This window comes from Escherichia sp. 93.0816, assembly GCF_013368855.2.
Taxonomy (GTDB): Bacteria; Pseudomonadota; Gammaproteobacteria; order Enterobacterales; family Enterobacteriaceae; genus Escherichia; species Escherichia ruysiae.
Genome location: NZ_JABWNC020000001.1, coordinates 196,117 through 208,580 on the forward strand (window position 1 = coordinate 196,117; position 12,464 = coordinate 208,580).

The 12,464-nt window shown below is 50.2% G+C and carries 11 protein-coding genes and 1 pseudogene; 2 read left to right on the forward strand and 10 right to left on the reverse strand.

What is annotated here, in order from left to right:
* The first annotated feature begins 4 nt into the window (after positions 1-4).
* Positions 5-826, forward strand: a complete 822-nt coding sequence (cobB, locus tag HEM79_RS00960; RefSeq protein ID WP_000952723.1) for a Sir2 family NAD+-dependent deacetylase — start codon at positions 5-7, stop codon at positions 824-826.
* Positions 827-964: 138 nt separating this feature from the next.
* Here the strand turns inward: cobB and HEM79_RS22535 are convergent.
* The 5 genes and pseudogenes from HEM79_RS22535 to potA form a co-directional block, all read right to left on the reverse strand.
* A pseudogene (locus HEM79_RS22535) lies at positions 965-1,261 on the reverse strand (DUF3592 domain-containing protein); the annotation flags it as partial.
* 351 nt (positions 1,262-1,612) lie between these two features.
* On the reverse strand, positions 1,613-2,659 hold the full coding sequence (gene potD, locus HEM79_RS00970; RefSeq protein WP_176241212.1) for a spermidine/putrescine ABC transporter substrate-binding protein PotD: 1,047 nt from the start codon (positions 2,657-2,659) through the stop codon (positions 1,613-1,615).
* Positions 2,656-3,450: a spermidine/putrescine ABC transporter permease PotC gene (gene potC, locus HEM79_RS00975; RefSeq protein ID WP_077519400.1), complete on the reverse strand. Its 795-nt coding sequence runs from the start codon at positions 3,448-3,450 to the stop codon at positions 2,656-2,658. The genes potD and potC overlap by 4 nt, the downstream gene beginning before the upstream one ends.
* On the reverse strand, positions 3,447-4,304 hold the full coding sequence (gene potB / locus HEM79_RS00980) for a spermidine/putrescine ABC transporter permease PotB (RefSeq protein ID WP_176241211.1): 858 nt from the start codon (positions 4,302-4,304) through the stop codon (positions 3,447-3,449). Before potB ends, potC begins: the two co-directional genes overlap by 4 nt.
* Positions 4,288-5,424, reverse strand: a complete 1,137-nt coding sequence (gene potA / locus HEM79_RS00985; RefSeq protein WP_000531593.1) for a spermidine/putrescine ABC transporter ATP-binding protein PotA — start codon at positions 5,422-5,424, stop codon at positions 4,288-4,290. The genes potB and potA overlap by 17 nt, the downstream gene beginning before the upstream one ends.
* 249 nt (positions 5,425-5,673) lie before the next feature.
* Here potA and pepT point away from each other — a divergent pair, with 249 nt between their 5' ends.
* Positions 5,674-6,900: a peptidase T gene (gene pepT / locus HEM79_RS00990; protein WP_000359429.1), complete on the forward strand. Its 1,227-nt coding sequence runs from the start codon at positions 5,674-5,676 to the stop codon at positions 6,898-6,900.
* Between the two features lie 48 nt (positions 6,901-6,948).
* On the opposite strand, the gene roxA is transcribed toward pepT, so the two are convergent.
* From roxA to hflD, 5 genes are all read right to left on the reverse strand, one after another.
* Complete coding sequence (gene roxA / locus HEM79_RS00995) at positions 6,949-8,070, reverse strand: [50S ribosomal protein L16]-arginine 3-hydroxylase (protein WP_000456504.1); 1,122 nt, start codon at positions 8,068-8,070, stop codon at positions 6,949-6,951.
* Between the two features lie 75 nt (positions 8,071-8,145).
* Positions 8,146-9,606 (reverse strand): two-component system sensor histidine kinase PhoQ, encoded by a 1,461-nt coding sequence (gene phoQ / locus HEM79_RS01000; protein WP_176241210.1) that lies wholly within the window; start codon positions 9,604-9,606, stop codon positions 8,146-8,148.
* Positions 9,606-10,277: a two-component system response regulator PhoP gene (gene phoP, locus HEM79_RS01005; protein WP_001265482.1), complete on the reverse strand. Its 672-nt coding sequence runs from the start codon at positions 10,275-10,277 to the stop codon at positions 9,606-9,608. Before phoP ends, phoQ begins: the two co-directional genes overlap by 1 nt.
* Before the next feature lie 157 nt (positions 10,278-10,434).
* A complete protein-coding gene (gene purB / locus HEM79_RS01010) occupies positions 10,435-11,805 on the reverse strand; it encodes an adenylosuccinate lyase (protein WP_000423715.1) in 1,371 nt (456 codons plus the stop codon).
* Positions 11,806-11,808: 3 nt separating this feature from the next.
* Complete coding sequence (gene hflD, locus HEM79_RS01015) at positions 11,809-12,450, reverse strand: high frequency lysogenization protein HflD (RefSeq protein WP_001297479.1); 642 nt, start codon at positions 12,448-12,450, stop codon at positions 11,809-11,811.
* Positions 12,451-12,464 lie beyond the last annotated feature (14 nt).

Sequence of the window (12,464 nt, forward strand, 5' to 3'; positions counted from 1 at the left end):
TGCTATGCTGTCGCGTCGGGGTCATCGGTTAAGTCGTTTTCGTAAAAATAAACGCCGCCTGCATGAGCGTTTACGTCAGCGTATTTTTTTCAGAGATAAAGTGGTGTCGGAAGCAATGGAAAAACCAAGAGTACTCGTACTGACAGGGGCTGGTATTTCTGCGGAATCAGGTATTCGTACCTTTCGCGCCGCAGATGGCCTGTGGGAAGAACATCGTGTTGAAGATGTTGCGACGCCAGAGGGCTTTGATCGTGACCCTGAACTGGTGCAAGCGTTTTATAACGCTCGTCGCCGACAGTTACAGCAGCCAGAAATACAGCCTAACGCCGCGCATCTTGCGCTGGCTAAACTGCAAGACGCCCTCGGCGACCGCTTTTTGCTGGTGACGCAGAATATCGATAACCTGCATGAACGCGCAGGCAATACCAATGTGATTCATATGCATGGAGAATTGCTGAAAGTACGTTGTTCGCAAAGTGGGCAGGTTCTCGACTGGACTGGCGATGTTACGCCAGAAGATAAATGTCATTGCTGCCAGTTCCCGGCTCCGCTGCGCCCGCACGTGGTGTGGTTTGGTGAAATGCCGCTCGGCATGGATGAAATTTATATGGCACTGGCAATGGCGGATATTTTCATTGCTATTGGTACATCCGGGCATGTTTATCCGGCGGCCGGTTTTGTTCATGAAGCAAAATTGCATGGCGCGCACACCGTGGAACTCAATCTTGAGCCGAGCCAGGTTGGTAACGAATTTGCCGAGAAATATTACGGCCCGGCAAGCCAGGTAGTGCCAGAGTTTGTTGAAAAGTTGCTGAAGGGCTTATAAAGCAGGCAGCATTGCCTGATGCGCTACGCTTATCAGGCCTACGATGGGGCGCAATTAATTGAATTTGCGGGTTTTGTAGGCCGGATAAGGCGTTCGCGCCGCATCCGGCATAATACACGCGCACTTTACCGGCCTCTTTTAACTTTTACTCGTCCATAACAGTGCTGCAAAAAACGTACAGACGCCAATCAGCCCCGCCCAGAGCGGCGATATTTTAACAATAACAAAGCTATTATCGATATACAGGCATAAAGCCTGATAGCCCATATTGGCGACAGTCATGGCCACTGCAAATTTTAACGCATAAATAAAACGTGTCGTGTAGTAAAAGATCCAGGAAAATAAGACAAACGCTGCAGCCCAGGAGATAAAACCTAATGTCGAGGTGCTGCCTGGCGGATCATTCTCATGCTTTTGTTCGGGATGCGGATAATAGACATTGACTCTGTCGCCTTCGCTATCTTCATAAAAATCACTACCAATACTCGAATTAAAAATTAGCGTGTAATTTGGTGTAGGGCGAAAGGCAACCACTGGATACCAGGAACCATTATCACCGACGTCGTTTGAATGATTGTTGTACCAGACGGCATCAACAATGACCCCTTCGGTATGCATCGCATTTTTGGTATAGGTGAACTGGTTGTAAAATATAACAACAGAAATAACGAGCAGTACCAAACCAATACCGACGAAAGAGCGGGAAAAAACGTTACTGTCCTGACTCATTAGCCACATCCTTGCTAAATAAAAAACGGGCGGTAATACCACCGCCCGTTTGCTGAATTAACGTCCTGCTTTCAGCTTCTGATAATACTCTTCATAAATGCTGCTGGCTGCGCCAACGTCATTCTGCCATTCACCATTTTTAATGGTTTCAGCATCCGGGTAGAGCGTTTTATCGTTCGCCACTTCCGGGCTTAACAGCTTACGCGCCGCAAGGTTTGGCGTTGGATAACCGATAGTTTCGGCAACCTGTTTTGCCACATCCGGGCGCAGCAGGAAGTTGATCAATTTCAGCGCGCCTTCTTTGTTTTTGGCATTTGCCGGGATCGCCAGGCTATCCATCCAGAAAATGCCGCCTTCTTTCGGCCATACCACGTCAATTGGCGTACCCGCCTGGCGCGCAACGAAAGCAGAGCCGTTCCAGATCATGCCGAGGTTAACTTCGCCTTCCATGTACGGGTTAGCCGGGTTATCGGAGTTAAACGCTGCGACGTTTGGCATCAGTTTTTTCAGCTCGTTATATGCAGCTTCAATCTCTTTCGGATCGGTGGTGTTACCGGAGTAGCCCAGCTTACGCAGCGCCATCTGGAACACTTCACGGGCATCGTCGGTCAGCAGCAGGCTGCCTTTGTACTCAGACTTCCAGAGATCGGCCCAGCTGGTAACGGATTTCGGATCCACCGCATCACCGTTAACGCCAATCGCCGTCGCACCCCAGATATACGGAATGGAGTAGTCGTTATTCGGGTCAAATGGCTTGTTGAGCATGTCTGGATCGAGGTTGCTGAAGTTGCTTAACTTCGACTTGTCGATCTTCTGGATCATCCCTTCTTTACGCATTTTATCGACGTAATAGGTTGAAGGAACCACCAGGTCATAGGCACCGTCTTTGTACGTTTTCAGTTTGGCGTACATGGTTTCGTTCGACTCGTAAGTCGAATAGATAACCTTAATTCCGGTTTCTTTGGTGAACTGTTCAAGCAGTCCAGGCGGTACGTACTCGGTCCAGTTGTAGAAATACAGCGTGTTGTTGTCATCGGCGTGAGCGGCGCTCATGCCCAGTGCCAGAGCACCCGCCGCGAGCAGGTGGCGTGACCATTTTTTCATTTAACGTCCCCTGTGTTACTTTTCGTTTTATCACGAGCAATAAGCTGGCTGGCAATAACCATCACCAGCGACAGCACCAGTAATATGGTTGCCAGCGCGTTAACTTCTGGCGATACGCCGACTTTGACCATCGAATAAATTTTTAACGGCAGAATTTCATAGCTCGGTCCGGTGACAAACGACGAAACTACCACATCGTCCATCGACAGGGTAAAGCTTAGCACCCAGCCCGCCGCCACAGCCGGCATTGCCAGTGGCAAAATAATTTTCCGTAGAATGGTAAATTCGCTGGCGCCGAGATCTTTCGCCGCTTCCAGCATCCGCACATCAAAACCTTTCAGGCGCGAATACACCGTCACCACCACAAATGGCAGGCAGAAGGTGATATGCGAGAACAATAGCGACCAGAAGCCAAGCTGAATACCCAACAGCATAAACAGCACCAGCAGAGAAATCGCCATCACGATATCTGGCGACATCATCACCACAAACAGCATTCCGCTAACGAACGGCTTACCGCGAAAGCGATAACGGTACAGCGCAACCGCTGTCAGTGAACCGATAAGCGTAGCAAACGTCGCCGAGAACACCGCCATCGTCAGTGAATGTTGCGCCGCCTGTAACAAGCTGTCGTTGTTCATCAGCAGGCTATACCATTTGGTGGTAAAACCCTGCCAGTTAATGCCAAAGCGCGAGCTGTTGAAGGAGTTCACAATCAAAATAATGATTGGGATATACAGGTACGCGTAGATAGCGGTCATAAAACCGCCGCGAAGCAGTCGACCGATCATTCGAGTTCCACCTTCTTATTCAGCAAACGAGAAGCGCGCCAGTAAACCAGCAACATCAGGCCCATTACGATAGTCAGCGTAATGCTGGTGGCGGCACCAAACGGCCAGTCACGAATATTAAGGAACTGGACCTTGATGACGTTACCGATCAGCAGGTTTTTCGCACCGCCCATCAGGTCGGATACATAGAACAAGCCCATGGCTGGCAGCATCACCAGCAGACATCCGGCAATAATTCCCGGCATCGTCAGCGGAATAATAATACGGATAAAAGTCTGCAATTTGCTGGCACCGAGATCGCGCGCCGCTTCCAGTAAAGGTTTATCCAGTTTTTCAATACTGGAATAGAGTGGCATCACCATAAACGGTAGCAGAATGTAAACCAGACCGATAATCACCGCGCTGGGGGTGAACATGATGCGAATTGGGGTATCAATAACGCCCAGCCACATCAGGAACTCGTTGAGATAGCCTTTGGTGCTGAGGAAAATTTTTAGCCCATAGATACGAATCAGCGAGTTTGTCCAGAATGGAACAATCAGCAGAAACAGCAGCAGCGGTCGCACTTTATGCGGTAGTTTTGCCAGAAACCAGGCAAACGGGTAACCCAGCACCAGGCAAGCGAGAGTGGCGATCAGCGCCATATTCAGCGAGTGCAATAGCACTTCAAAATAGAGCGGATCGAGCAGACGTGTGTAGTTATCCAGCGTAAAGACCATTTTGACGAAACTGGCGTCGTCGCGGGTCAAAAAGCTGGTGCCAATGATCATCAGGTTGGGCAGAAAGACAAACAACACAAGCCAACCGACAATAGTGACAATCACTACATTCTGGAACTTACTTGTGTTCTTCATCAGCCAGTACGACCTCCCAGCTTTCTACCCAATTAATGGCCATTTTCTGGTCGAGAGAGTGGTCAAAGTCAGGATCGTCTTCATTAAAGAATTCGCTGACCATCACCATCTTGCCATTTTCCAGTTCGACAACTGACTCCAGCGTCATGCCTTTGTAGTTGCGTTCGCGAACGTAACCAATCAGACCTTCGACGTGGTTATCATCGTTGATTTCGTCAACGCGTAAGTCTTCCGGGCGTAACAGAACATGTAGTTTTTGCCCTGGTTCAACGGCGAAGTTAACGTAAATATTACACTCGCGGCCTTCAACGTTGGCGCGTACGCGTTGCTCGTCGAGACGTTCGATCACCGTGGCGTTAAACATATTGATTTCGCCAATGAACCCGGCAACGAACAGGTTTTTGGGCTCTTCGTAGATTTCACGTGGTGTGCCGTCTTGTTCAATGCGACCATCGCGCATCACCACAATCCGGTCAGACATAGTGAGTGCCTCTTCCTGGTCGTGGGTAACGAAGACGAAAGTAATGCCAAGTTTTCGCTGTAACGCTTTTAACTCGTTCTGCATCTGTTTGCGCAGTTTGTAATCCAGCGCGGAAAGCGATTCATCAAGCAACAACAGACGAGGTTTGTTAACCACCGCGCGGGCAATGGCCACGCGTTGCTGCTGACCGCCAGAGAGTTGATGCGGTTTGCGTTGAGCGAAGGTTTCCAGTTGTACCATCCGCAGGGCTTCCATCACGCGAGGCGTAATTTCAGCAGCGGGGGTTTTTTGCATACGCAAGCCAAAGGCCACATTTTCGAATACGGTCATGTGGGGGAATAACGCGTAGCTTTGGAAAACGGTGTTCACATAGCGGTTTTCCGCCGGAACGTGGGTGATGTCCTCGTTATCCAGCATGATGCGCCCGGAATCAACAGTTTCCAGACCCGCAATCAGGCGAAGAACGGTTGTTTTACCGCAGCCAGAAGGGCCAAGCAGCGTGAGGAACTCGCCATTGTTGATAGTCAGATCAAGCTGGGGAATGACTTCTTTACCATCAAAGCATTTGCGAATTCCCGCCAATTGCACCAGCGGTGAAAGCGAACTCGGTTGTTTATTCAATTTTTTACTCTGTCCCATGTAAACGCAACGGATGGCTTACCGATGCGGGGTTTGTGGTTAACCACCTTGGTGACTCTTAATGAGGGCGGTAATTCTACGGCAAACCATCGGAATCGCCAATCCTTGTTGTGAATTACTGGCTTAGCTTTATATTGATTAAGGTAATGTTGATAAATATTCCCGCTTGCAGGGGTAAAAGTGACCTGACGCAATATTTGTCTTTTCTTGCTTCTTAATAATGTTGTCACGAAAAGTGAGGGTGACTACATGGATAAACTACTTGAGCGTTTTTTGAACTACGTGTCTCTGGATACCCAATCAAAAGCGGGAGTGAGACAGGTTCCCAGCACGGAAGGTCAGTGGAAGTTATTGCATTTGTTGAAAGATCAGCTCGAAGAGATGGGGCTTATCAATGTGACCTTAAGTGAGAAAGGAACGCTAATGGCGACGTTACCGGCTAACGTTCCTGGCGATATCCCGGCGATTGGTTTTATTTCTCATGTGGATACCTCTCCGGATTGCAGCGGTAAAAATGTAAATCCGCAAATTGTCGAAAACTATCGTGGTGGTGACATCGCGCTGGGTATTGGTGATGAAGTTTTATCACCGGTTATGTTCCCGGTTCTGCATCAGCTTCTGGGTCAGACGCTGATTACCACCGATGGTAAAACCTTGTTAGGTGCCGATGACAAAGCAGGTATTGCAGAAATCATGACCGCGCTGGCGGTACTACAACAGAAAAACATTCCGCATGGTGATATTCGCGTCGCCTTTACGCCAGATGAAGAAGTGGGGAAAGGGGCGAAACACTTTGATGTTGACGCCTTTGATGCCCGTTGGGCTTACACCGTCGATGGCGGTGGCGTAGGCGAACTTGAGTTTGAAAACTTCAACGCCGCATCGGTGAATATCAAAATTGTCGGTAACAACGTTCACCCAGGCTCGGCAAAAGGCGTGATGGTTAACGCGCTATCGCTGGCCGCACGTATTCATGCAGAAGTTCCGGCGGATGAAAGCCCGGAAACTACCGAAGGTTATGAAGGTTTTTATCACCTGACGAGCATGAAAGGCACCGTTGAGCGTGCCGATATGCACTACATCATTCGTGATTTCGACCGTAAACAGTTTGAAGCACGCAAACGTAAAATGATGGAAATTGCCAAGAAAGTGGGCAAAGGGCTGCACCCTGACTGCTACATTGAACTGGTGATTGAAGACAGTTACTACAACATGCGCGAGAAAATTGTGGATCATCCGCATATTCTCGATATCGCCCAGCAGGCGATGCGTGATTGTGATATTGAACCGGATCTGAAACCGATCCGTGGCGGCACCGACGGTGCGCAGTTGTCGTTTATGGGATTACCGTGCCCGAACCTGTTCACTGGTGGTTACAACTATCATGGTAAACATGAATTTGTGACCCTGGAAGGAATGGAAAAAGCGGTGCAGGTGATCGTGCGTATTGCCGAGTTAACGGCGCAACGGAAGTAAGCGAAAAGGGATGCGGCATGTGATGTCGCATCCGGCTTACATTCAAACTTACCCTTCGAAGAACCAATACCCGCTATTGACCAGCGCCGCGAGCATCGCGAGGAATGACGGATCTTCCAGCGCATCGCCAAAATTCTCGGCGGTCAGCACAATATTGCTGGCGAGCGCATCCAGCGCCGGACGGTGCGGAGAATCGATCTTTTCGCCATTGGCGTATACATCATCACCAATGCGCAACACGCGCAGACCACCCAGACGTACCAGTACATCACCTTGTTTCAGCGCATCGTAGATTTCATCCGGTTGATAAGGCGGCTCTGGCGGCGCGATATCCAGTTCATGACGTGACTGGGAAATAAACTCGCCAAACCACTGTTTAAAGTGTTCCGGCTGGTTGATCAATTCGAGCATCATCTCACGCAGTTTATCCATCTCCTGCGGCAGAACATCAGCCGGATGGGCGCGAGGAGGGATATCCGGATCGCTGTAATAATTACCGCCCAGCTCACGTTGCAGAACATAATCGGCAAAACCGCTGATCAGCTCCCGCGTATTGGGCGCACGAAAACCGACAGAGTAGTTCATCGCATTTTCCAGCGCGTAGCCTTCGTGCGGGAATCCCGGTGGAATATAAAGAATATCGCCCGGCTCCAGTTCTTCGTCGATAATTGCTTCAAACGGATCGACCTGTAACAGATCCGGGTGCGGACAATGCTGTTTCATTTGCAGCTTTTCGCCGACCCGCCAGCGACGACGACCGGTGCCCTGGATAATAAACACGTCGTACTGATCGAGATGCGGGCCGACGCCACCACCAGGTACGGAAAATGAGATCATCAGATCGTCAATGCGCCAGTCCGGTAATTCACGGAACGGACGCATCAGCGCGGCGGTTGGTTCATGCCAGTGGTTCACTGCCTGCACCAGCAATGACCAGTTGGTTTCGCCGAGATGATCGTAGCTTTCGAACGGGCCGTGGCTGACCTGCCATTTGCCATCCTGGTGACTGACCAGTCGACTGTCGACTTCACTTTCCATCGCCAGACCCGCCAACTCGTCTGGAGAGATCGGATCAATAAAATTATTAAAGCCGCGTTTTAACACTACCGGACGTTTCTGCCAGTGGCGTTCAAGAAAATCGGGCCAGTTAAGGGTAAGTTGGTATTCCATGTTAAGCGTCCATAGGCGGGTATCTGCAACCGATTATAACGGATGCTTAACGTAATGCGTGAAGAAAGGGCATATTTATTCACTCTTTGGCGAAGAATGCTGGCGACCAAAAATCACTTCCATTCGTGCACCGCCGAGCATACTCTCTCCGGCGATGATTTTTCCGTCGTATTGCTCGGTAATTTCACGTGCGACTGCCAGACCAACACCTTGTCCGGGACGCAAGGTATCAACCCGTTGACCACGGTCGAAGACCACTTCACGCTTGCTTTTCGGAATACCAGGGCCATCATCCTCGACCACAATATAGAGATGATCATCGGTTTGTCTGGCTGAAATTTCGACAAACTCAAGACAGTATTTGCAGGCGTTATCCAGTACGTTGCCCATCACTTCGACAAAATCATTCTGCTCTCCCACAAAGCTGATTTCTGGCGAGATATCGAGGGAAATATTAACCCCTTTACGCTGATAAACTTTGTTCAGTGCCGAGGTGAGATTGTCCAGCAGTGGGGCGACAGGATGCAACTCGCGGCTAAGTAATGTTCCACCGCGCATACTGGCGCGATGCAGGTAATAGCCAATTTGCTGCGAGATGCGGCTGATTTGTTCCAGCATTACCGGCTCTGCTTCGCTGACGCTCATCTTCTCACTACGCATAGAACGTAGCGTACTTTGCAGCACCGCCAGCGGTGTTTTCAGACTGTGCGTCAGGTCGGTGAGCGTGGTGCGGTATTTGTCGTAACGTTCACGCTCACTTTTTAACAGTCGGTTCAGGTTACGTACCAGGCTGGTAAGTTCCCTCGTGGTGGTGGGGTTGAGCAGTTCCCGGTTGTGCTCCTCCAGTTCGCGGACTTCTTTTGCCAGGGCTTCGATAGGGCGTAAACTCCACCATGCGGCGACCCATAACAGAGGGATCACTAACAGCAGGTTGGCTGAGAGCACATAGACAAACCAGCTCCACACCATATAGGAACTTTTAAGCTCTACAGGGATGGTATCAACCACCACAATGGTTAACTTCGGCATCTGCGACGTTGCCGGGTAGATGTTTACCGCCACCGAGTGAGTCATCTCAGCGTCGTCGTCATCTTCCCGTACCTCCTGCAACTGTTGCTGTATAGAATGATCTTCACTCAGCAAGATGCTGGTATCGTTAACATCCGCTTCTATTTCATGGAAGCCATTAGATTTCAGCCAGTCAGGCTGGATCATTTTCATCAGCCAGGGAACGTCACGTTGCGCCCATAAAAGCTGCCCGTTCTCATCATAGATCAGTGTCATAGTAGGGCTTTGCTTGTCGATATTTTCTGGCAATTCGACATGCAATTTGTTGTTTTCCCACTTCGCGAGGGTATAGAACAGGTTGCTCTCGCCACGTAACAGCCGAAACGTGGTTTTATCGAAACTGACGCTATAACCGATCAGCGCGACCATCCCGTAGGCAAGCGAAAGCACCAGCACTACCGCTGCCGTTGCCAACAGAAAACGTACCCGTAGCGAGAGTGGGGAAAAAAGACGCAGTAATTTTTTCATCAGCGCAATTCGAACAGATAGCCCTGGCCGCGAACGGTGGTAATCACTTCTTGCGGATATTGCGTCTGAATTTTCTTACGCAGTCGGCCCATTAATACATCAATGGTATGGCTTTCCCGCAGTTCGGCATCCGGGTAGAGCTGTAACATCAGCGAATCTTTGCTGACCACTTTGCCGTTATTACGGATTAGCGTTTCCATAATGGTGTATTCAAACGCGGTCAGTTTGATCACTTCGTCGTTAATGGATAATTCACGGCGGGAGAGATCAACCTGAAATGGTGGCAGCGAAATAACCTGTGAAGCCAGACCGCTATTACGCCGCATCAACGCCTGCATACGCGCCATCACCTCTTCAATATGAAACGGTTTGGTCACGTAATCATCAGCACCGGCACTTAAAACTTCGACTTTGTCCTGCCAGCTTTCACGGGCGGTTAATACCAGAATCGGTAGTGAAACATCATTGCTACGCCAGCGGCGGATCAGAGACAGGCCATCTTCATCAGGCAAGCCAAGATCTACAATGGCAATATCCGGTAAATGTTCATTGAGATAATAATCTGCTTCTTTGGCATCTTCTGCGTCATCGACCTGATGACCAGCGTCCTGAATCTGAACTTTAAGATGGTGACGTAACAACGCATTGTCTTCGACAACCAGTACGCGCATTTTTATTCTCCCTGTCTTAATTATTAAAATAGTGTAACGCGATTATGTGTTTATGGGAGTAAACATTAATTAAACCAGCGGGTAGGGGAGGTAATACAGGAAAAGATTAGCTTAAGAAGCAGGCCGGACAGCATCGCCATCCGGCACTGATACGAGTTTATTTCAGCTCATCAACCATGGTGATGGCGCGACCAATATAGTTTGCCGGCGTCATCGCTTTCAGGCGGGCTTTCTCTTCTTCTGGCAACGCCAGACCGTCGATAAACTGCTTCATGCCTTCGGCGTCAACGCGCTTACCGCGAGTCAGCTCTTTCAGCTTCTCATACGGTTTTTCAATGCCATAGCGACGCATGACTGTCTGGATCGGCTCAGCCAGCACTTCCCAGTTGTGATCCAGTTCATCCAGCAGATGGTCACGGTTCACTTCCAGTTTGCTCACGCCTTTGAGGGTAGACTGGTAAGCAATCAGTGCATAACCAATACCCACACCGAGGTTACGCAGCACGGTAGAGTCAGTCAGGTCGCGCTGCCAGCGGGAAACCGGCAGTTTGCTTGCCAGGTGCTGCAATACCGCGTTGGAAAGCCCCAGATTACCTTCGGAGTTTTCGAAGTCGATCGGGTTAACCTTGTGCGGCATGGTGGAAGAACCAATCTCACCAGCGATAGTTTTCTGTTTGAAGTGGTTAAGAGCGATATAACCCCAGACGTCACGGTCAAAGTCGATCAGGATGGTATTAAAGCGCGCAACGCAATCAAACAGTTCGGCAATGTAGTCGTGCGGTTCAATCTGCGTGGTGTACGGGTTCCACTGAATACCCAGCGAGGTGACGAACTCTTCGCTGAACTGATGCCAGTCAACTTCCGGGTAAGCGGCGATGTGGGCGTTATAGTTACCGACTGCACCGTTGATTTTGCCGAGGATCTCCACCTGGTTAAGCTGGCGGTACTGGCGTTCCATACGGTAGGCAACGTTAGCCATCTCTTTCCCGATGGTTGACGGTGTGGCTGGCTGACCGTGGGTACGGGACAGCAGCGGAATATCGCGGTACTGAATAGCGAGATCTTTAATGCCATCAATCAGTTGACGCCAGTACGGCAGGATAACTTCATCACGCGCGGTTTTCAGCATCAACGCGTGGGAGAGGTTATTGATATCTTCCGAAGTACAGGCAAAGTGAATGAATTCAGATACCGCGTGCAGTTCCGGGATATCTGCCACTTTTTCTTTCAGGAAATACTCAACCGCTTTAACGTCGTGGTTAGTGGTACGCTCGATGGTTTTGATGCGTGCAGCATCTTCTTCGCTGAAATTAGCGACGATTGCATCAAGGTAACCGATTGCGTCGGCAGCAAAAGCAGGAACTTCCTTGATCGCTGCGTGCGCGGCTAGTTTTTGCAGCCAACGTACTTCAACTTGTACACGGAATTTCAGCAAACCATATTCGCTGAAAATCCCGCGCAGCGCGCTGACTTTATCGCCGTAGCGTCCATCGACAGGGGAAACGGCGGTCAGTGAGGATAATTCCATAGATCACAACTCCGGGGTTAAATGAGCAAGAATTTGTTTTGCCTGAGTGGTCAGGCGATTACGAGAAAACATCAGTTGCAGACGTCCACCGCCGACCTGGTGCCAGAGCACGGCGGCGCGAATGCCTGCCAGCAGGGTTGCGCGAACTTTCGCCTGCACCTGCGGGCTTTGCAATACAGCAGGGGATCCGGTGACCTGAATGCGTGGGCCTAGCGGGCTGATAACATCAACATAGATGGCAGCCATCGCGCTCATCAGCGTTTCGGACTGTAAATCGAAGTGTTCCAGCTGGCGTTGCAGGCCGTTAATCCGGTTACCCAGAGTGTCGAGCGCACCTTTGGCAGATGAAAGTTTACGCTCAAGCACCATCAGGCTAAGGGTGTAGCGGGTTAACTCAGCGTTCAAGCCCTGACGGCTGCTGGCATTGAGCACGCCGAGCAGGGTTTCCAGCCCGACGCGCAGGTTGGCTTCGCTACCGCCAAAAACCGCCAGCGTGGAGCTGGGGTTCATATCAATAATACTGTTGAGTGAAACGTGTAGCGCATCGGCATCACAATGCCCCTGGTGAGCGAGTTGTTGCACCAGGCGAGCCGACTGACAAATACCGGCCAGGGCGAGGGTGATGTCATAGTAATTCTTTGCCACGTTCACTGCTTCCT